The 21,593-nt window shown below is 44.5% G+C and carries 19 protein-coding genes and 1 tRNA gene; 12 read left to right on the top strand and 8 right to left on the bottom strand.

The genetic code is table 11. From position 1 onward, the window contains the following. Positions 1-19 precede the first annotated feature (19 nt). Positions 20-1,138, bottom strand: a complete 1,119-nt coding sequence (gcvT, locus tag LYZ37_RS17210) for a glycine cleavage system aminomethyltransferase GcvT (RefSeq protein WP_272788078.1) — start codon at positions 1,136-1,138, stop codon at positions 20-22. Positions 1,139-1,396: 258 nt separating this feature from the next. Then, positions 1,397-2,020 (bottom strand): helix-turn-helix domain-containing protein, encoded by a 624-nt coding sequence (locus LYZ37_RS17205; RefSeq protein WP_171320711.1) that lies wholly within the window; start codon positions 2,018-2,020, stop codon positions 1,397-1,399. 370 nt (positions 2,021-2,390) lie between these two features. Here LYZ37_RS17205 and LYZ37_RS17200 point away from each other — a divergent pair, with 370 nt between their 5' ends. From LYZ37_RS17200 to gcvP, 3 genes are all read left to right on the top strand, one after another. Further along, a complete protein-coding gene (locus LYZ37_RS17200) occupies positions 2,391-3,686 on the top strand; it encodes a serine hydroxymethyltransferase (RefSeq protein ID WP_239824186.1) in 1,296 nt (431 codons plus the stop codon). A 36-nt stretch (positions 3,687-3,722) separates the two neighbouring features. Further along, on the top strand, positions 3,723-4,103 hold the full coding sequence (gene gcvH / locus LYZ37_RS17195) for a glycine cleavage system protein GcvH (RefSeq protein WP_004744041.1): 381 nt from the start codon (positions 3,723-3,725) through the stop codon (positions 4,101-4,103). A gap of 121 nt (positions 4,104-4,224) precedes the next feature. Then, positions 4,225-7,089, top strand: coding sequence for an aminomethyl-transferring glycine dehydrogenase (gene gcvP, locus LYZ37_RS17190; RefSeq protein ID WP_272788077.1), 2,865 nt, complete (start codon positions 4,225-4,227; stop codon positions 7,087-7,089). Between the two features lie 59 nt (positions 7,090-7,148). On the opposite strand, the gene LYZ37_RS17185 is transcribed toward gcvP, so the two are convergent. The 3 genes from LYZ37_RS17185 to LYZ37_RS17175 all read right to left on the bottom strand — a co-directional run bounded on the left by LYZ37_RS17185 (position 7,149) and on the right by LYZ37_RS17175 (position 9,303). Next, the gene (locus tag LYZ37_RS17185; RefSeq protein WP_004744021.1) at positions 7,149-7,409 is read right to left on the bottom strand and encodes a DUF5062 family protein; all 261 of its coding nucleotides are present in this window, start codon (positions 7,407-7,409) and stop codon (positions 7,149-7,151) included. 102 nt (positions 7,410-7,511) lie between these two features. Beyond that, entirely contained in the window at positions 7,512-8,579 is a 1,068-nt protein-coding gene (locus LYZ37_RS17180; protein WP_272788076.1) for a threonine aldolase family protein, read from the bottom strand. 106 nt (positions 8,580-8,685) lie between these two features. Beyond that, complete coding sequence (locus LYZ37_RS17175; RefSeq protein WP_272788075.1) at positions 8,686-9,303, bottom strand: LysE family translocator; 618 nt, start codon at positions 9,301-9,303, stop codon at positions 8,686-8,688. Positions 9,304-9,471: 168 nt separating this feature from the next. Between LYZ37_RS17175 and LYZ37_RS17170 the strand changes: the two genes are divergently transcribed. From LYZ37_RS17170 to LYZ37_RS17140, 7 genes are all read left to right on the top strand, one after another. Continuing rightward, on the top strand, positions 9,472-10,029 hold the full coding sequence (locus tag LYZ37_RS17170) for a helix-turn-helix domain-containing protein (RefSeq protein ID WP_272788074.1): 558 nt from the start codon (positions 9,472-9,474) through the stop codon (positions 10,027-10,029). A 180-nt stretch (positions 10,030-10,209) separates the two neighbouring features. Continuing rightward, positions 10,210-10,716, top strand: coding sequence for a hypothetical protein (locus LYZ37_RS17165; protein WP_272788073.1), 507 nt, complete (start codon positions 10,210-10,212; stop codon positions 10,714-10,716). A gap of 65 nt (positions 10,717-10,781) precedes the next feature. Further along, positions 10,782-11,408, top strand: coding sequence for a LysE family translocator (locus tag LYZ37_RS17160; RefSeq protein WP_272788072.1), 627 nt, complete (start codon positions 10,782-10,784; stop codon positions 11,406-11,408). Positions 11,409-11,482: 74 nt separating this feature from the next. Beyond that, positions 11,483-12,385 carry a DMT family transporter gene (locus LYZ37_RS17155; RefSeq protein ID WP_272788071.1) on the top strand — a complete coding sequence of 301 codons (903 nt, stop codon included), beginning with the start codon at positions 11,483-11,485 and terminating at the stop codon, positions 12,383-12,385. 180 nt (positions 12,386-12,565) lie between these two features. After that, the gene (locus LYZ37_RS17150; protein WP_069669095.1) at positions 12,566-13,084 is read left to right on the top strand and encodes an Hcp family type VI secretion system effector; all 519 of its coding nucleotides are present in this window, start codon (positions 12,566-12,568) and stop codon (positions 13,082-13,084) included. Positions 13,085-13,195: 111 nt separating this feature from the next. Continuing rightward, entirely contained in the window at positions 13,196-16,243 is a 3,048-nt protein-coding gene (gene tssI, locus LYZ37_RS17145; RefSeq protein ID WP_272788070.1) for a type VI secretion system tip protein TssI/VgrG, read from the top strand. Beyond that, positions 16,240-16,692, top strand: a complete 453-nt coding sequence (locus tag LYZ37_RS17140; protein ID WP_272788069.1) for a hypothetical protein — start codon at positions 16,240-16,242, stop codon at positions 16,690-16,692. Before tssI ends, LYZ37_RS17140 begins: the two co-directional genes overlap by 4 nt. A 380-nt stretch (positions 16,693-17,072) precedes the next feature. On the opposite strand, the gene LYZ37_RS17135 is transcribed toward LYZ37_RS17140, so the two are convergent. Further along, positions 17,073-17,849 (bottom strand): substrate-binding periplasmic protein, encoded by a 777-nt coding sequence (locus LYZ37_RS17135; protein ID WP_272788068.1) that lies wholly within the window; start codon positions 17,847-17,849, stop codon positions 17,073-17,075. A gap of 308 nt (positions 17,850-18,157) precedes the next feature. Next, positions 18,158-18,248: transfer RNA gene (locus tag LYZ37_RS17130), tRNA-Ser, on the bottom strand. Between the two features lie 316 nt (positions 18,249-18,564). Between LYZ37_RS17130 and LYZ37_RS17125 the strand changes: the two genes are divergently transcribed. Beyond that, positions 18,565-19,254 (top strand): MaoC family dehydratase, encoded by a 690-nt coding sequence (locus LYZ37_RS17125; RefSeq protein WP_272788067.1) that lies wholly within the window; start codon positions 18,565-18,567, stop codon positions 19,252-19,254. 64 nt (positions 19,255-19,318) lie between these two features. Here LYZ37_RS17125 and LYZ37_RS17120 read toward each other — a convergent pair whose 3' ends face one another. Next, positions 19,319-19,891: a hypothetical protein gene (locus LYZ37_RS17120; protein ID WP_171320695.1), complete on the bottom strand. Its 573-nt coding sequence runs from the start codon at positions 19,889-19,891 to the stop codon at positions 19,319-19,321. A 162-nt stretch (positions 19,892-20,053) separates the two neighbouring features. On the opposite strand from LYZ37_RS17120, the gene LYZ37_RS17115 reads away from it, so the two are divergent. Beyond that, positions 20,054-21,586 (top strand): DUF3612 domain-containing protein, encoded by a 1,533-nt coding sequence (locus LYZ37_RS17115; protein WP_071881318.1) that lies wholly within the window; start codon positions 20,054-20,056, stop codon positions 21,584-21,586. Positions 21,587-21,593 lie beyond the last annotated feature (7 nt).

The following is a 21,593-nucleotide window of genomic DNA, read 5'->3' as shown; positions in this document are numbered from 1 at the left end:
GTATCATGTCATACTATTTTTAGCCACGATAATAACGCTGTGGCACAAATGGCATTTTTTCTATCGTCATTGGTAGTTTCTTACCACGCACATCGGCAAACAGTTCTGTACCAATCGCAGCAAGGTCAGCACGTACGTACGCCATTGATACTGGCTTACCTGCATTAGGGCCTGCTGTACCACTGGTTACTACACCGACTTTATTGTCATCTGCATCAAACAGTTCAGCACCTTCACGTACTGGCGCTTTCGTCTGGCCTACTAGACCAACACGCTTGCGTGAAACATCTTTAGTTTCAATCTGCTTAAGGATGATATCCGCACCTGGGAAACCACCAGCGCGCTCACCATCTGTACGACGAATTTTCTGAATACCCCAAAGAAGGCTTGCTTCAACAGGAGTAGTCGTCGTATCAAGATCGTGACCATATAGACATAGACCGCATTCAAGGCGAAGCGAATCACGTGCGCCTAGGCCAATCCATTCAACTTCTTCTTCGCCAGTTAGCTTTTGCGCCAACTCTTGCGCATGTGAATCTGGTACTGAGATTTCATAGCCATCTTCACCAGTGTAGCCACTGCGGCTAACGATGCACTCTACACCTAAGATCTCTAGCTTCTTAACATCCATAAACAGCATGTCAGCGACTTCAGCATTGAAACGCTTGAGTACATCTACCGCTTTAGGGCCTTGTAGTGCTAACAGAGCGCGGTCATCAATAATCTCTAGTTCAACACCTGATGGTAAATGCGCTTCTAGATGATTGATGTCTTGCTCTTTACATGCTGCATTGACAACAACAAATAGATGGTCGCCTAGATTAGCCACCATTAAGTCATCCATGATGCCGCCTTGGTCATTGGTAAAGAAAGCATAGCGCTGGTTGCCTTGTGGCAAATCAACAATGTCGACAGGAACTAATGACTCAAGAAATGCTGCAGCGCCCTCACCGTGTAAGCGCAGTTGCCCCATGTGCGAAACATCGAACAGACCCGCTGCATCACGCGTATGTAAATGCTCTTTCTTAACACCAAGCTTGTATTGAACAGGCATATCGTAGCCAGCGAAAGGAACCATCTTCGCACCAGCTTCAACGTGCAGTGCGTGTAGAGGGGTTTTAAGTAGTTCTTGAGTCATTGTTGTCTCCATTTAATCAGGTTCGTTTTCCGTTCGAGGAAACCTTGTTTCCAATAATAAACATGAGTGAGGATTTTTTGCACTCTTAACCTAACGATGAACATTCAAAATGTGACATTTAACATCATATTCACAACAAACAGAAAAAACAAAAACGCCATTTCGGATATAAACCATCCAAAATGGCGCTAAAGCATACTCTAACAAAACAAAAGCAAACGGTTGCATTCACTATAAGAAATTCACATCGAATTTACATTATTTCGCAGTGACCCAAAGAATGTGCGCATCTTGCTCACTGGTCGATATCAACATATGACCCATGTTCGCATCATAATAAACACTATCACCTTCGTTCATTTCTACGGGCTCGTAAAATTCAGAGTAAAACATCACTGAACCAGATAAGATAAGAAGGAACTCTTCTCCGTCATGTCTGACCCAATCTCCATACTCTTCAAAGTTGCGCGCATGAACCTGGCTCTTAAAGGGCATCATCTTTTTGTTGGACAGCTGCGTCGCCAATAGCTCATGTTCATAAGTTGGGGTTGGATGGGGTTTGCCCTGATTCGCCTTGGTAATATCCCGGCGACCTGTTGCAACCTTTTTTCTAGGTGGCTCAAATAGTTGCGGCATATCTATCTGTAAGCCCAACGCTAATTTTTGCATTGCTTGGAAGGTCGGCGAAATCTGCTCGTTCTCTATCTTGCTTAACGTAGAACGCGCTAATCCTGTGCGCTGACTGGCTTCTTCTAACGTTATCCCAAGCTTGCTACGAATGTCTTTAATTCTCTGGCCGAGCTTTAATGGCTCAATATTCTCGTCCACTGACTCTTTCGCAAGAGTCAAAGATGGATACTCATCATAGATATCTTCGGGCATGCTTCCCTCTACTTATTACTGCGACTTCCTGTTTCATTTTCATTGTGCACGAAGCAGATAGTGGAAGAAAGCGCCGAACAAGAAATAAACCGTGCTCTCGTTAACAAAATTAGAAACCTTGTTTCCAATAGGAAATTTTTGGTTGATTGTTGTTGCTACAACCGCTATGTTACCAACTTGTTAGTTGTAGAGATGTTATTTCCGAGCTCAGTGTTTGACTGTTTTAACGCTCAGTTTCGGTTTTCCCCACTATTTTGGGGTTGGAAATTCACCCTGCTCTTACCTTGTGAAGAGTAGTAATAGAAGTAGAACTAACGAGAATAATGAACAACATAAGAATCTCGTTGGCATGAATGGAAGGTCATCTACCATGAACAAACCGTTTCAAAATCACAGCCTAGAGAACTTTTTCTCTACTAACCTTGCTGCTACTGACGACGCTGTCTTCGCTGGAATCCAAGCGGAATTCACCCGTCAAAACGAACAAATTGAACTTATCGCTTCTGAAAACATTGTTTCTAAAGCGGTAATGCAAGCTCAAGGCACTTGCCTAACCAACAAGTACGCAGAAGGCTACCCAGGCCGTCGCTATTACGGTGGCTGTGAACACGTCGATACAGTTGAAGCGATTGCAATCGAACGCGCTAAGCAACTGTTCAAATGTGAATATGTAAACGTTCAGCCACACTCAGGCGCGCAAGCGAATGGCGCTGTGAAACTGGCTCTACTTCAACCTGGTGATACCATTTTAGGTATGTCTCTTGATGCGGGTGGTCACCTTACTCACGGTGCGCGCCCTGCCCTATCAGGTAAATGGTTTAATGCAGTTCAATATGGCGTTGACCGTGAAACTCTGGAAATCAACTACGAAGATGTTCGTGCGCTTGCTGTTGAGCATAAGCCGAAAATGATCATCGCAGGTGGTAGTGCTATTCCTCGCACTATCGATTTCGCTAAGTTCCGTGAAATCGCCGATGAAGTTGATGCCATCCTAATGGTAGATATGGCGCACATTGCTGGTCTTATCGCGACAGGTGCACACCCTAGCCCAATTCCACATGCGCATGTTGTCACGACAACAACGCACAAAACACTGCGCGGCCCTCGTGGCGGTATGATTCTGACTAACCACGAAGACATCATCAAGAAAATCAACTCAGCAGTATTCCCTGGCCTACAAGGCGGCCCTCTAATGCACGTTATCGCAGCAAAAGCAGTTGCATTCGGTGAGGCATTAGGTCCTGAATTTTCAACTTATATCGATTCAGTGATCAATAACGCAAAAGTTCTTGCTGAAGTGTTGCAAACTCGCGGTTGTGACATTGTGACTGGCGGAACAGATACGCACCTAATGTTGGTTGACCTTCGTCCTAAGGGCTTGAAAGGTAACAAAGCTGAAGAAGCATTAGAGCGTGCAGGGATCACATGTAACAAAAATGGCATCCCATTCGATTCAGAGAAGCCTATGATTACATCGGGCATCCGTTTGGGTACGCCTGCGGGTACAAGCCGCGGCTTTGGCGCTGAAGAATTCAAACTCATCGGTAATTGGATTGGCGACGTACTAGATGGGCTAGTTGATAACCCTGAAGGTAACGCAGAAGTAGAACAACGCGTTCGCAAAGAAGTGAAAACACTGTGTGCTCGCTTCCCACTTTACCAATAAACAAATTAATCAAAGTTATTTTTTGGAGATTAAGCAATGGACAAAACACTGAAGTTTGCAGATAGCCACGAGTGGGTACGTGACAACGGTGACGGCACAGTAACTATCGGTATTTCAGAGCACGCTCAAGAAATGCTAGGTGACGTAGTATTCGTTGACCTACCTGAAGTAGAAGATGAAATCGAAGCAGGCGATAGCTTCTCTCTGGTTGAGTCTGTAAAAGCAGCTTCAGACATCTACGCGCCAATCACAGGTGAAATAGTAGAGATCAACGAAGAACTAGAAGATAGCCCAGAGCTTATTAACGAAGAACCTTTTGAAGGCGGCTGGATTGTTAAAGTGAAGATGTCTGACGCATCTGAGCTAGACAACCTTAAAGACGCAGAAGAGTACCTAAACTCAATCGAAGACGAGTAATTAGGAAGATGCAGAAAGCTGCCCCCGACTCGGGTGGCAGCTTTTTTTCTAAGTTCGGACGTATAATTAGATATATCAGTAATGATATCCATTACCCGGACTACGGAGTAGGTAAAGGACAATGACTGAATTACTTCAAAGCCTCAGCACACAAAACGAGTTCGTTGCTCGCCACAACGGCCCAAACAAATCAGACCAACAGAAAATGTTGGAAGCAATCAACGTAGCAAACCTAGATACGTTGATTGAAGAAACCGTTCCAGCGCAAATTCGCCTAGAAAAACCAATGACTCTTGCGGAAGCAAAAAGCGAAGCAGACATGTTGGTTGCGATGCGTGAATTTGCCGACCAAAACCAAATTAAGCGTACTTTCATCGGTCAAGGTTACTACAACACCTTCACGCCGAACGTTATCTTACGTAACGTACTTGAAAACCCAGGTTGGTACACCGCATACACGCCTTACCAACCAGAAATTTCTCAAGGTCGTCTAGAAGCGCTACTTAACTTCCAACAGATGGTGATGGATCTAACAGCAATGGACATTGCTAACGCATCACTTCTTGACGAAGCAACAGCGGCTGGCGAAGCGATGACGCTATGTAAGCGTGCGGGTAAGAGCAAGAGTAAAGTCTTCTTTGTAGCAGACGATGTTCACCCTCAAACGCTGGAAGTTGTAAAAACTCGTGCTAAATACATCGGCTTTGATGTTCAAGTCGGCTCGCTAGAGTCTCTACCTGAGCAAGACGTGTTTGGTGCACTTGTTCAGTACCCAGGTACAACAGGTGAAGTTCGCGACTTAACGGATATCATTGCAAAAGCGCAAGCAAACAAAACACTGGTTACTGTAGCAACTGATCTTCTTGCATCTGCGCTACTGAAACCTGCTGGTGAAATGGGCGCAGACGTAGTTATCGGCTCAGCTCAGCGCTTTGGCGTTCCTATGGGTTACGGCGGTCCACACGCTGCATTCATGGCAACACGCGATAAGCACAAGCGTACTATGCCTGGTCGTGTTATCGGTGTCTCTATCGATACTAACGGTAACCAAGCTCTGCGTATGGCAATGCAGACTCGTGAGCAGCACATCCGCCGCGAGAAAGCGACATCTAACATCTGTACTGCTCAGGCACTATTAGCCAACATGGCGTCATTCTACGCGGTTTACCACGGCGCAGAAGGATTACGTACGATTGCACGTCGCACACATCATATGACTGCGATTTTAGCGGCAGGCTTAACTAAGTCTGGTTTCGAGCTCGCTCACAACAGCTTCTTCGATACCATCACTATCAATAGTGCTGATAATACTGAAGCGCTATACGCAAAAGCGCAAGCGGCTGATATCAACCTACGCCTACTTCAAGGCAAACTAGGTGTGAGCTTAGACGAAACAACAACAACGGATGATATTGCAGCGCTATTCGCTGTCTTTGGTGTGAAAGAAGAAGTTAGCGCGCTATCTTCAGAGATTGCAGGCAACGAGTTTGCAGCGATTCCTGAAGCACTTCGCCGCACTTCTGAGTACCTTACTCACCCAGTGTTCAATACTCACCACAGTGAAACGCAGATGATGCGTTACCTGAAACAGCTTGAGAATAAAGACTTCTCGCTGACTCACGGTATGATCCCACTAGGCAGCTGTACAATGAAACTTAACGCAGCCGCTGAAATGATCCCAGTGACTTGGCCAGAATTTGGTTCTATCCACCCATTCGCGCCAATCGAGCAAGCGGCAGGTTACTCTGCACTAGCGAAAGATCTTAAAGAGAAGCTGTGTGAAATCACGGGATACGATGATTTCTCACTACAGCCTAACTCTGGAGCATCTGGTGAATACGCAGGTCTTATCGCGATTCAACGCTACCACGATAGCCGTGGCGAAGGTCACCGTAACGTCTGTCTGATCCCAAGCTCAGCACACGGCACTAACCCAGCGACGGCATCTATGGTGTCAATGAAAGTCGTTGTCGTTAAGTGTGACGACGACGGTAACATCGATATGTCTGACCTTGCAGCTAAGATTGAAAAGCATGCTGACAATCTTTCAAGCATCATGATCACTTACCCTTCTACGCACGGCGTATACGAAGAGCAAGTGAAAGAAGTGTGTGAAATGGTTCATGCGGCTGGCGGTCAGGTTTACCTAGACGGCGCGAACATGAACGCTCAGGTTGGTCTAACCTCTCCTGGCCTGATTGGTTCTGACGTTTCTCACCTTAACCTGCACAAAACCTTCTGTATTCCACACGGTGGTGGCGGTCCGGGTATGGGTCCTATCGGTGTTAAATCTCACCTAGCGCCTTTCCTACCAGGTCACATCGAAAACGGTGTCGAAGGTGAAGACTTTGCGGTATCAGCGGCAGACCTTGGTAGTGCGTCTATTCTGCCAATCTCTTGGGCTTACATCGCAATGATGGGTGAAGCGGGTTTAACAGAAGCAACTAAAGTCGCTATCCTGAACGCCAACTACATGATGGAGCGTCTACGCCCTCACTACCCTGTTCTTTACCGTGGTACTAACGGCCGTGTGGCTCATGAATGTATTATTGATATTCGTCCACTGAAAGAAGAAACAGGTATCAGCGAAGAAGATATCGCCAAGCGTCTAATGGACTATGGTTTCCACGCACCAACCATGTCGTTCCCAGTTGCGGGCACGCTGATGGTTGAACCAACGGAATCTGAAGATCTAGAAGAGATCGATCGTTTCTGCGATGCGATGATTGCTATCCGCGAGGAAATGACCAAGGTTAAGAACGGTGAGTGGCCACTAGAGAACAACCCTCTAGTCAACGCACCGCACACGCAAGTAGACCTAGCGAAAGATGAATGGGATCGCCCATACTCTCGCGAACTAGGCTGCTTCCCATCACCTGCTACCAAGTCTTGGAAGTACTGGCCAACAGTAAACCGCGTAGACAACGTATACGGTGACCGTAACCTAATCTGTTCTTGCCCAAGCATCGACAGCTACGAAGACTAAGTTTCCTTACAGTAAGTCAAAGGCGAACCAAATGGTTCGCCTTTTTTATTTTGAAGGGATTACTTTAAAGGATCGTTGTCTGGCAGTGCACTATGAATCCAAAGTGCGAGTCTGTGTTTGATATTGGCACCATCGAGTTTACTGTCAGGTAACGGGGTAATTTGTTTGGCATCAACCAAAAATAGATAAACCGCTTTCACTCTGACAGGCTGTGGCGATTTAGGCAAATCGAAGCCTTGCATCTTCGCCATTTTCTCACCGATTTCTAGTGCCTTCTTGACTAGTTTATCTTCATTGTGAAGCTTGGAGCTTTTTGACATTAATAGATTCCTCTTTCCTGACTCCATCCAGAATACATCAAGCTTAACGTTGGGCGTGTTAGCGCACTCTCAGATTGAACAATACGTGACGACTATTTTCAGCTATCTCAATAACTCGCTGAAGAAAGACCTTAGCTCTTGATCGTCAAAATCGAGCAGGCTGTCGCCGACATACCACTCGACCACTGACTGATTTGGGTTGGCTGTCACTTGCGGATTGCCAAACCAAATGCCCTTTTCGGTCGCAAAAGCCTGCTGTATCTCTTTTGCTTCTTCACAGCTAAATGGCAGGATTAAGTGCAGCATATTAGATTGAGGTTGCGTCGGGTTCACTGACAACGCAGGAAACTCTTCAATAATTTTGTAGATCTGCTGCGTACGTTCAAACAATGTCGGCAAAATGGCCAGCCTTTGGTCAAACTGCATCGCAGCTGAGACAATATATGGCGTGCGATGATAGAGGTTACCCCCTTGGCGCTTCATCCAAATTGAGGCTAGCTCAATAAACGCTTTAGAACCAAGGAGCATAGAACCGCCAAGCCCATTAATCCCTTTGTAAAGGGATACATAGGTTGTATCAAAACCTTGCGCGATTTCTCTGTACTCTTTCTGGTAGTAAGCAGCCGCCTCCCATAATCGCGCCCCATCCATGTGGAGATGAATACTATTATCCGCGCAGTAGCTTTTTATCTCTTCAAGTTCTTGCCAAGAAGGTAGCTGACCACCTATTTCACGCATAGGTAGTTCATACAAAACCGCCGCCAATTCGTCGGGCCACGCTTTAAGATCTTCGAGCTTCCATGTTTGGAATGGATTGCCTATTGGCAAGATGTTGAATCGATTCTGAAGTTGGTAGCCTTGTCTCTCATGAACATAAATATGACTCGATGGGTGCATACCGACATTAGGGTTTCGTTTTTGTTTTATCACCAATTCCAAGACTGTAGGTTGTGTCATGGTACCAGTGACAACAAACAACCCGGCTTCGTAACCCAGTAACTCCGCCACCTTCTGCTCGAAAGCTTGGATAGTTTCCCCCTCACCATAAACATCATGGCTCACTTGGTTGTCTTCGCACCATTTAGCCATTTTTTTAAAATGCTCGGCGGGTGAATCTTCTTTGTTACCTGGAAGGTGTATGTGACATAGTTGTTTTAGATGAGCACTCATGATTCCATCCTTAAATCTGCTTTCCATCAATGTAACTTGTTCTTCCTTAAGCGTAAACGCGTCAAATCAAGTATTTAAACCGTATCTGCTCGTTATCATTGTCTCTTCAAAAACCAGTCAGTTGGGTTAATAGTTCTTTCACAATGGGGAACACAGAAGCAACCAGCAGTAGCGCCATGGTGAGATTAAACAATCTTAGGTAAATCGCTGTTTGCAAGTAACGGCTAAGTAACGAGCCGAACATCAACCAAAGCCCAACGCAGGGGAAAGAAGCGACAAAGAAAGTCATCGCAATCGTTAGGTTTTGCGACATGTAGGTATCACCGACGGTTGTAAAGGCAGAGATAGCGCCAATCGCTACCACCCAAGCTTTGCCATTTACCCATTGAAACAGTGCTCCTTTCATAAAGCTCAGCGGTTTAGATTGACCACCTGACGCTGAGACGTTGCCAGACTGAGCAATTTGCCATGCAAGATAAAGTAAATAAGCCGTCCCGAGTGTTTTGATGACAACGTCTAATTGGGGAAACAGATTAAACAGCTGGCCAAACCCGAGCCCAACCAATAGCAACATAATGGTAAAGCCTACGCATATCCCAAGCAGCAGGGGCATGGATTTTTTAACACCAAAGTTTACTCCTGATGTCATCACCATAATATTGTTAGGCCCTGGCGTTACCGAAGACGAAATAGCGAACAAGGCGACAGATAGTAGATACTCCACAACAAACTTCCTCTTTTGTTCTGGTTTAATTGCGTACAGCAAACCCTCAATCAGACAGTCGATTTATTGAACGATAAGATTATATATTGAACAGTCAATTATTGTTTGTCAAACCGTACATTCGTTTTTTATAATGAACAAAACAGAGTAAAGGAATCCTTTCGCCCTATGACTATGAACAAAGCGCCGATTGCCCAGATCGCAGCCACACTCAATACCGAAAGACAGCGCTCAGGCTTAAGCATCGCTGAGGTCGCAAGGCGTGCCAATATCGCGAAATCTACGCTTTCTCAGCTTGAAAATGGCTCTGGAAATCCAAGTATCGAAACCCTATGGTCAATTTGTGTGGTATTGGATATCCCCTTCTCTCGTTTAATTGAAGAACCGTCCGCAAAAACCAAGGTGATCCGTTACGGTGAAGGCGTATCTGTTTTCTCGAAGAATGAAGATTACAAAGCAACCTTGCTGGCGGCATGCCCTCCGAGTGTCAGTCGCGACATTTATTGGCTAGAAGTCGAACCTGGGGAACCTTTTCATTCAGAACCTCACAATCGAGGGGTGATTGAGCACATGATCATTGTTAAAGGCAGGGCTAGATTAGGCCTATTATCCGATCAGCATGAACTAGGCGAAGGCGACTACATTACCTACCCGGGTGACCAAGCCCATGTCTTTGAGGCATTAGAACCGAATACACGTGCGATGTTAGTTTCGGAATATCGGTAGTTTAAGTCGTTGAGAATATGAACAAAGTAGCATTTAAACTCAGGTTACCTTGAACAGCTAAGATCTCCTTCTACTATTTGAGGTATATACTCTTATAGGACGTCTCAGCACATGCCAGAGCTCTATTTTAGTCTGGTAAAACCAGAGTTCAGTTTCACCGATAATTGTTAAGTTTTGGTCATGACAATAAATACTCAACGCTTGGTTTTAACTATTGTTCTTTACCTAATGGTACCGATAGTATCAAGTCACACCCTGTCCCAAACCACTTCTAAGCTAATTATTAAAGAGGGTCACGCGGAGCTCAGTATTCATATTGATATAGATAAGTGGTTGATGAATTTACAAGACCCTCAAGCTTGGTTACTAGGAGACACCGAAGTTCTACTTACTGCACCACAACTTACATCGAGCCGCCTGAACGTTGAACTTTACAAACTTCTGGAGAATGGCGTGGAACTCACTATAGACGGAAAGACAATTCCACTTTCACCAATTAGAACTGCGGAATCACAGCATAGCCACGTCGTAGAATTTCGATTCTCAGCCACGCACCCTTTTCAGGCTCCACAAGAAATTGGAATTCGCTTTCCTAAATCTCTCGGTGACGTGCATTTTTCATTATCACGTCCAATTTATAGCCAGCTACCAGCAGGCACTAATCAAAACTTCTCGCTACAACATTAGTCATTTTCACTCACAGCAAAAGGTGTTAGTGTGCAATAAATCAATGACAACCGGAGCATCAGCGTATGAGTTTTGAAAGTGCTATTACCTTTTTTATTGCAATGCTGATCTTCAGCGTTACACCTGGTCCTGGTGTCTTTGCCATTATTGCTCGCGCTATGGTGTCAGGAGCGCGCAATTGCGTTGCTCTTTCTGCGGGAATGGTTGTCAGTGATGTTATCTACTTTCTTCTTGCTTGTTTCGGCCTTGCCGCCATCGCCGAAAACTGGGCGACATTATTTGTCGCGATCCGATACGTTGGTGCCGCTTACCTCATCTATTTAGGTTATAAGATGATCAAAGCGTTGCCCCAAGCGAGCGAAGCGCTTGAACAAGGTGCAGAAATTCACAAGCAGTCCAATTTGTCTGGCTTTGTACAAGGGTTTCTCATTTCAGCGTCTAACCCTAAAGTGATTTTGTTCTACATTTCATTCCTGCCAACATTTATGGATCTCACTTCTCTCAGCAGCCAAGATATTACCCTTGCCGTTATACTCACAATGATTGCTTTGATGACTGGGTTAATGAGTGTCGCGATAGGAGCAGGTAGGTTAGCCAAAGTGATCAAGACGCCGAAAGCGCAACAAAAACTCAATCGCGGTGCGGGCGGTATTATGATTGCTGCAGGAACTTATCTAGCCATTAACAAGTAAGTTCAAGCAACGACTTTAATTTTACCCAAGGGTGGCGCTAGTCACCCTTATTTTAATCATCCATTCTAGATACCATGCTAAACAATACACTCAATCAAATCCCTGTAGGGGTTCGCTTCATGCTTCTTTCCGCACTCGGCTTTGCTCTAATGTCTGCGTGCGTAAAGTACGTCAGTAATCATGGGATTCCAGTGTTTGAGATCGTTGCGGCGCGAGCTTTGGTTTCTTTGGTCATTAGCTACCTAGATGTCAAACGAAAAGGGATCTCGGTTTGGGGCAATAACAGGCCCTTACTCTTGGTTCGAGGGACTGTCGGCACCGTGGCATTGATGTGTGTTTACTATGCGGTTACAACGCTTCCTCTTGCCGAGGCAACCATCTTACAGTACGTTCATCCAGTGTTTACCGCCCTGCTCGGCGTACTGTTCTTGAAAGAGCGCATTCAGACCTCAACGATGATCTGTATTGCTTTTTGCTTGGCTGGGTTGTGGGTCATGGTTCAGCCCACCATGAGTGGTGGACAAAGCTCAGATTTACCTTTGTTTAGCGTCGTCACGGCATTACTTGGAGCTTTCGGCAGTTCAATTGCTTACGTGATCGTTAGAAAGCTAAGCCAAACTGAGGATAGCTCCGTTATCATTTTCTATTTTCCTCTCGTCGCTCTGCCCACTTCGCTTTTCTTGGTATGGAACGAGTTTGTTTGGCCAAGTTTCTATCTCACACTGATTTTGGTATTGGTCGGAATATTTACCCAAGTCGGGCAATACGGTTTAACTAAAGCTATGCAAACACAAGCTGCAGGAAAAGCGTCTGCTTACTCCTACATCCAAATTGTGTTTTCCGCATTACTTGGCGTATGGCTATTTAACGAAGTTCCTTCCGTTTGGACTTATCTGGGGGGAAGTTTGATCGTTACGGGAGCGCTGATTAACGTCTTCGGTAAACGGCTACTGAAGCCATTGGCGTCAAACCGATAAAATCAACATGTTGCTCATGATTCAACAGCTTTTTGCTTACGCTAGGTAAATATTTGCTCAGCCAGCTCAACCAAAAAACATAAGCCATTGTTTTATATAGAATAATAAAACAGGCATAACAATTGCCCTTTAGTAAACACATTCACATGTTAATCAAACACACTAAAGGAAAGGATTGTTATGCCAACTCCATGTTATATCTCAATTGACGGCGAAACTCAGGGTCTAATCACTGCTGGCGCATGTACTGCTGATTCTATCGGTGATTCTTATGTAGAAGGTCACGAAGATGAGATGCTAGTTCAAAAGTTCGACCACGTTGTAACTGTACCAACTGATCCTCAATCTGGTCAGCCTTCTGGTCAACGTGTTCACAAGCCATTCCAGTTTACTGTTTCACTAAACAAAGCCGTTCCTCTACTTTACAACGCGCTATCTTCTGGTGAAAAGATGAAGACTGTGGAACTAAAATGGTACCGCACGTCTATTGAAGGCAAGCAAGAAAACTTCTTCACTACAAAACTAGAGAACGCATCTATCGTAGACATTCAATGTGAAATGCCACACTGTCAAGATCCTGCGATGTCTGATTTCACTCAAAACCTAACTGTATCAATGTCTTACCGTAAGATCACTTGGGACCACGTTAACGCTGGTACTTCAGGTTCTGACGACTGGCGTAAGCCTGTCGAAGCGTAAGATTACGCTCTTCGTTAGCCCACCGAAAGGTGGGCTATTTATAACCCTAATCAAGACATAGTCACGACTGTTTCTTGATTAGGGTTTTAACGACTAAGTAGGACCAGATTTATGACCACTCTCAACTTCACACTTACTGTCGAAGGGCTTGAATCCAATACCTTTGTTGTCAGGGAGTTTAAAGGGCAAGAGTCTATCTCCCAACTTGAACACGATCAGGGAAAGCTTTGCAACGGTTACAAGTTTGATATTCAACTCGCGAGCCGAAGCGCAAGAGTTTCCGCTGAAGATGTCGTCGACAAATCTGTCGAACTCAACATCTATCGTAACCAAGAGCGGGTTCAGACAATATCTGGCATCGTACGCTCGTTTAGTAAGGGAGATACAGGTCATCATCACACTTTCTATGCATTAACGCTTGTGCCTGCATTAGAGAGGCTTTCACTAAGACACAACAGCCGCATCTTTCAGTTGAAAACGGTTCCTGAAATCATTTCTATCCTTCTAAAGGAAATGGATATCGAGGATTACGCCTTTTCACTTCAGCGCGAATACGCTCAACGAGAATTTTGCGTTCAATACCGTGAAACAGACTTAGACTTCCTCCATCGACTCGCCGCTGAGGAAGGATTAACCTATAGCTTCTCTTTCGAGAAAGGTACGCATACACTTATTTTCAGTGATGCGAGTGCTAACCGAACAAGCCTTCCATCACCGATTCCCTACAACTCGCTTAGTGGTGGTCATGCTAATCGCTGTTATATTTCCGCTTTCAATGTCGTGACTACCACTCAACCAAATCAAGCGGCATTAAAAGATTACAGCTTCAAGCAACCAGCGTATGACTTTCAGCAAGATGCTTTGGGTACCGATCTTGATTATCAGCGCCAAGACTACCAACACTTTGACGCTCCCGGGCGATTTAAATCCGATCAAACTGGCAACTCAATCAACCAAGTTCGATTAGAGTATCTAAGACGAGACTCGCATGTCGCTACCGGGAACAGTGACGTTCCTTACCTCCAAGCCGGCATAAAATTTTGCTTAGACGAGCACTTAGACAAAGAGCTAAATAGAGAATGGTTAATTGTCTCTGTTGAGCATCAAGGCACACAGCCTCAAGCCCTAGAGGAAGAAGCGGGGGCGGGCGCAACCACCTACTCCAATAAGTTTAAGGTCATCCCTAGTCAATATAACTGGCAACCAGAGCCATCACTAAAACCACTTGTTGATGGCCCTATGATTGCGCTCGTGGTTGGTCCTGAAGGGGAAGAGATCTACTGCGATGAGTTTGGCCGAGTTAAAATTCAATTTCCGTGGGATCGCTACTCACAAGGAGATGAGCACAGCTCTTGCTGGGTGCGCGTATCACAAGGTTGGGCAGGCAGCCAGTATGGTATAATAGCAATCCCGCGCATAGGACATGAAGTAATTGTCGAGTTCCTTAATGGTGATCCCGACCAGCCCATTATTACAGGCAGAGCATACCACGCAACCAATACCCCACCCTATTCGCTTCCTGAGCATAAAACCAAAACCGTGATACGCAGCGAAACACATCAGGGCGAAGGTTACAACGAACTCAGTTTCGAAGATCAAAGTCAGAACGAACAGATATTTATCCACGCTCAAAAAGACTGGGATTCAGAAATCAACAACGACCACATAGAGCATGTAAAGCATGACCAGCATGTTGTCATCGAGAACAGCGAGTTCACTCATATTAAGAACAATACCAACCAAACCGTTGAAGGTGAGAGCCGTAGCCAAGTAACCCAGGATAAAACGCTGATTGTAGAAGGTTCACTACATGTGAAGACTGGAAGTGTTTGGGTAAACGACTCTGGCTCGGAGATTCACGTCAAAGCTGGCAACAAGGTTGTGATTGAAGCAGGTAGCGAGATTACCCTCAAAGCAGCAGGAAGCTTCCTGAAAGTCGACCCTGCAGGGGTTCACCTAGTGGGTGCAGGCGTTAACTTGAACTCAGGTGGTAGCGCAGGAAGCGGCAGTGGTTATTCTGGGCAAGTCGCTGAGCTACCTAATATCTTAAACAATGAAATAGCTGTCGCAGAGTTAGAAAAGAACAGTGTTACAGCCAACCAACAAAGCGCGAGCTCGAATGTGATTACCGAGTTTAATGCACCTGAAGAAATGGTTTACGAAACACAAAGCTCCTCTCCAAACAACTCCGCGTCCACAGCTGCTCCTAGCTCAAGTACTTCAAAAAGTTCAGGTGAAGCGGAGTCGAAATCGGAATCGGAATCTCAAACTGATGACAAAGCACTCAGATTAAAGTCACCACTTCTCAAGCAATCTCTTACTCTAGATAAACTTGCGAATCGTGAGTCTCATGCATATAAAAGTGGCTCAAGTGGAGAAGAAGTTGAATATATACAGCAAGCTCTGATAAAACTTGGCTTCGATCTTGGAAATGCAGGTGCGGATGGTGATTTCGGTCCAACGACTAAACGCCAAGTCGAACTGTTCCAAAAAGAGTACAAAGAAACAAACAAAACGCACCTCGCTTATGAAGTGGGTTCCGTTGATGGAATTGTAGGGCAAGGCACACTATTAGGGTTAGATGAGGCGCTTGTTGAGGGTTGGATTTATGAAAATAAGGCTGTTAATTGGGCGGATAGCGAGTTTGGTAAACTACTTGGGCAAGTAGAATCGAATAACGACTATTCTGCATACAATAAAACCAAAGGTGGACTAAAAGCATTTTACAACACTGAGCTAAGTAGTATGACGATTCAGGAGGTTCAAAATCTACAGCGTAGTCGAAAGGCATTTGCGGTTGGTCGATTTCAAGTAATCCCCTCGACTTTATCTGACGCAGTCCGCTTCCTGTCTTTAGATAAATCAAATTTGTTTGATAAAAAAACACAGGATATGATTTTCAATCGCTATCTTATTAGTAGAAAGCGCCCACAAATAGTCTCATACTTGGAGTCTACTGGCTCCTTAGAACATGCACTTTATGCTTGGGCACAAGAATTTGCATCTGCTGGCGTAGAAAAAGGCAAAAAATTGCGTAATGGGTCTTTGGCACAAGGTGGTGAGTCATATTACTCGGGAGATGGCTTTAATAAAGCACACATTTCTCCTGAAAAAATGAAAGCTGTACTCATAAACTCCAAGATGGAATTGAACAAATGAAAAAACTAGCCTATCAGTGCCTTTTAGTAAGTTTCCTTAACAGTTGTAGTTTAGCGAATTCGGAGACTTCAATTCCTAACCTTGAAGGGCAAGGCTTTACTCCCGAGTTTGAACGTACTTTTCGTGAAGTTTATGCAAAAGGTCCTAACTTCAACTCTGAAGATTTTGTCCTAACTTACCCCTGCGGAGGGGGCGCAATATGTGGAAGTATCTATGATTCATCACGCTCAGAGTTTGTTGCTTTTCCCGATGACTTTATAGGTGCTTCTGAAGTTGAGAAATTTAAACTAAAATTTAGCGGCTCGTCTAACCAAATCTGCTTTTGGGGACAGAGTGCTTATACATCTCAGTTATACAATAACACTTGTTACGATTATGAAAACGGATACTTCAATCCCTCTAAACCAAGCACTAACTCCAATCTAACCGAACAGTCTGATACCAATTAGGTGCATAACATTGTAGCTAGCGACACACTACGAAAGACAACCTGTCAAGATCGGCAACAGATTCTAGTTGCACAACCTATAACTCAGATAATAACGACTTTGACATGACTGTAAGTCCTAGAGAGTAAGCTGCTAAGGTTAGAAAATACTAAGCCAATGAGAAGCGATAAGTATTCATAGCCGACTATCAAACAATTGACAACAAAGGGGGGAACAGTCAACCAATGTTGACCTTTCGGTAGGCAGTACAATTTGGCTGGCTGTTTCTGGATATCCCGAGCCACCAGAGCTCATTAGCACATTCACCTAAACCTGTGCTATCCCTAACTGGCTCTACACTGAAGTTGAATACCGCGTCAAAATCGCTAACCTACCGCGGCTTACTTCAATCCATATTTTTGCTTGAGCCATTTATATTGGTCAGTTTGCTTAAACAGTCTCATTGCGGTAGTAAACTCTTCAACAACCGGGGTTAACTCATGATTCTTGCTAAATCCGAGATACACCTTGGTTGAATAGAAAGCGGGAGACAAATACTCGATTTGGTTCATCAGGTTGGGTAACTCGACTCCTTCGAGATCAGAATCGCTCACTATTCCCAAGTCATATCTTTGTTTCGCTATCAATTGAACCACCAGCTCACCAGACTCAACACCATTCTTATCGATATGATTTGCTTCATCGAACGACTTACCCAAAGTGTAACCTGAGATATAAACGATCGAATACGGGGCTAGGTTGTCGATTAGGCCATCGTATTGAATGTCTGATCTCGCTTTGTGTTTTACAAGGAAGTGTTCTGTTCCAGAAAGTACATTGTCTTCAGAGAAATAGACGAACTCTGTGCGTTCAGGAGATTTCGCTATATAGCTAATTGCGTCGACTTTGCCTGATGCAACCATCTTCACCGCCCGCTTCCAAGGAAAGGGCTTGAAAGTGACATCTACGTCAATATGTTCAGCAACCGCTTTAATCAAGTCGATGTGAAAGCCCGTCAGTTCACCATTAACAACCATTTCGTATGGCGGCCAGTTACCATCACCTCGGGCTACCACCAGCTCTTCTTTGCTGTATGAGATTGGAGACAGCAGACAGAGCAAGGAAACACCGTACAATGTTAGCTTTTGGCGAACAGAATTAACATTTGATACGGCCAAGCTCTCTGATCCTCTATTCGTACCCAAGATCACTATCTAGGACATGGTGTATACATTGAGTGACTACACAACAATCGTAATCATTGACTTCAATTATACTACAGAGAAACATCCCTTTAGCATTAAGAAACTGATAAAGACGAGGCGGAAATGATAACTTGGCTAGCTCAATACCAATCCGAATAAATAGGTAATCAGAATGTTGCACGCAAATACTCGATCAGAACAGGCATAGAGTGTAGCAACAGGTTAGTATCAGGGGGCGTAGAATGCAAAAAGCCCGCTGAAGTCAGCGGGCTTTTCAAATGTGGCGGAGAGATAGGGATTTGAACCCTAGATACGCTATTAACGTATGCCGGTTTTCAAGACCGGTGCTTTCAACCACTCAGCCATCTCTCCGTTGCGGTGCGTATATTAGGTATTGGTCTCTGGCTTGTAAAGCACTAATTTACCTTCGATGTTTCAAGTGTTGATAATCTAGACAACCATTTCATATATTTTCGTGACTTTACGCTCATAGAGTGACCATTTAATGGGTTAAGTACTCTAAATCATAAATGATAATAAAATAGTGTTTTATTTATATCTAACTGATAAATATAAGAAAACACACTTTGACACAACACGTGTACGCCCGAAAGTGATTGCACAATAGTGTGAACTAATTCAAAATTACGGAATTAACTGAGTAACATCGTCTATTTCAGAGGTTTTTATGAAAGTCGCTGACTTATTTAAACATCGTGGTGAAACAATTACTAAGCAGCATTCTGAGTTTATGCAGTGGATGACTCCAACTGTAAAAGAGTACTGGGGAGAGATTGTTAACAAGGCTCATAACCGCCACCTGTTTACTCGTCTGCGTGATTTTCAGGCTCCTGCTGTTAATGATGCAGTTCAGCCTCTGGTTCAGCAGCCTAAACCTATCGAGTTAAAGCCTGAAGCGCAAAAACTCTATCTAGAGCTGCAAGCAAAGCTAGGTGAAGTGATCCATACTGGTGAGTGGTTAGACGTTTCTCAAGAACGAATTAACCAGTTTGGCCAAGTAACTGAAGACATGCAGTGGATCCATACCGATCCAGAGCGTGCAGAAGCAGAATCTCCATTCAAAACGACGATTGCTCACGGCTTTCTGACGTTAGCTTTATTACCAAAGCTGACTGATAGCGTTGATCCTGACAACAACCTCTTCCCTACAGCGAAGATGGTCGTCAACATTGGCTTAAACCAAGTGCGTTTCCCTTATCCTGTTAAAGCAAATAACAAAGTGCGTGCGGTAAGTACCTTGTCTAAGGTAACGCCAATCCGTAAAGGCTTAGAAATCGAACGGGAAATCAAAGTCGAGATTGAAGGCGTTCGTCGCCCAGGTGCTGTTGTGACATCTGTTATTCAATTGCACTTTTAATCAATAGATTGCTTTAAAAAGAAAGGGATACCCACGATCCCTTTTTCGTTTTACACAATCTCACTTATTTCATTGTATAGCAGCACTCTAATTGATAGTCATCGCCGTTTTTAGCGGTGTACTCTTTTTCTTCTGTATTGGCTCTTGGCTTACCTTTTTCATCGCCTTTCACTAGGCTAATCCAGTGGCGCATCGCCGCCATTTCTGCCATTTCTTGCGGGAAGGTCGTACAAGTCTCTAACTGAATATCTTCGATATCTATCAGTTCAATACAACCTGTCCCTTTATGATTACCAAAGGTCACCTCAACGTGGCTTCCTGTACCATCTCTAAACAGAATTGACGTAGGGTCTTCTTTTTCGCCCATGTAAGCGACAAAGTGTTTAGGATGCTTCAATCCACTGTGGCTACCATCTTTAAAGTAAGCCATCACATGGCGGTAATCGATAACATAAGCGGTCACTTCTTTATGAGAACCATTTTCTAGTGGGAACAGACGGTCAAGCAACTGTTTTGCTTTTACTTGCTTCTCACTGGCTTGGCTTGCGTTGATAGTTTCTACCGCGAAGACTGCTTCAGCGATAAATGGCTTATTTTGTTTTTGGATTTCAGTCTTATCGAATGTCAGCATGTTCATAGCGTTTCCCTCGCGGATATTTCACAACTTTTATGTCCTAGAGCAAATATTCCAAACTGGCGTTTCATTGATTTGCGAATTTGTGACTTTGCTTACTTTGTATACTAGTGAATTTTTGACTACAATTTCACAACAAAAATTTTACAGTGTGAATTTTACAAAATGCCAGTGTCAAAAAGCCTTATTCGTCAGTCTCATTTTTTAGGTACTAAGATTAGAAACCTTAGGAAACGCAACCATTTAACTATGGAGGATCTCTCTGCACGCTGTATTCGCGTCAATCCAGAGTATGCCCCTTCTGTCTCTTATCTATCCATGATAGAGCGCGGAAAGCGCGTTCCAAGCATTGATATGCTGGAGGTCATTGCAGAGGTGTTCCAAAAAGATCCTGCTTGGTTTTTGGATGATGAACCAGAACAAGCAGACATCACACCAGACAAAGGCAATAGAGGCGGCATCAGTGGAATGGCACTGGAACCAAGCTTTTTGTTCTCCAATGACATTTTGCAGATAGCGATACCCGAGATGTTGTCACAAACTGGCATTACTGGCCGCCAGTTTGCACACCTTCTTATTCGTGCTCACCAAGAAAGCAACCAAAACCACTTTCCAGATTTAGAGCGAGCGGCTGAAGAAGTTGGATTAAAAAGGCTGAATCTGTCGGCAGAAGATTTGATGGATATTGCGCGAAGCTTAGGGCTAACCATTCGCTGGATTTCTCGACCACCGAAAGATGTCGTGGACGAATTAGGAGTAAGTGCAAAACAGATTGTCACCTCATTCTTTGAGCCTCCCGGTAGCATCTACCTAAATGAGGTACTGAAACAGTACCCAACGCGTCTTAAATACGATCTGGCGGTCTATATAGGTCACTGCGTGTTGCATAGTAAAGAAGGACTAAAAAGCGTTCTTTCAGTTGGACACGCGAATAGCTGGGAGGAAAATAGCCAAGCCTCTCCTACATCTGAGCTTAATTCCCAAGACATTTTACAAGCATGGCGAGACTTCGAATCGAGCTTTTTCGCGGGTGCGCTGCTGTGCCCTAAAGTTCCTTTTAGGCAGTTACTCGATCGCAGTGGATATGAAATCGATGTTCACCTTAAAGCCGGTGTCTCTCCTTCTGTTGCCATGAGGCGTATGACCGTTGTTTCTCCTTACCCCCACTGGCACTACTTTGATGCCTACGGTCAAAATAAACTCAAAGCCGTATATCGTGGCAATGGTATTCCTTTACCTTGGGGAAACATGAGAAAGGTAAATGACCCTTGTCAGCATTGGGCAGTGTTTAGAAGATTGTCGGAGCCCCAGCAAGGTAGTTCGGCACAGATATCGATATTGAATGTCGGGGATGAGCCAAGGATATACTGTTGTGAATCAGTCAATATGACTGACCCGGCTGGAAACAATCGTGTTCTTTGTGCGGGGATCGACTTAAACCCAGCTATCGATGCTCAGGGGGGAAATTCGATTGAATTGGCAGAAGAGCTTAAATCTCTGTGTGTGAGTAACGGGGGCAGCGCCGCTATACCTCGCTACATGCAAAAAGAGTTCACGACCATTGCTAAGATTCTTAATATTAACTGGATTGAACGTGGCATACAGACTGATGCAAGAGTTATCTGTTCACGAGGTGCAGTGTGCCCACGCAAACCAAGTTGTTACAACGGTTGCCAGGAAGCGTCGATTCAAATTTAGGTTTATC

Origin of the sequence: Vibrio tubiashii, from assembly GCF_028551255.1 — a bacterium.
Taxonomy (GTDB): domain Bacteria; phylum Pseudomonadota; class Gammaproteobacteria; order Enterobacterales; family Vibrionaceae; genus Vibrio; species Vibrio tubiashii_B.
This window is presented reverse-complemented; position numbering and strand designations above follow the sequence as displayed.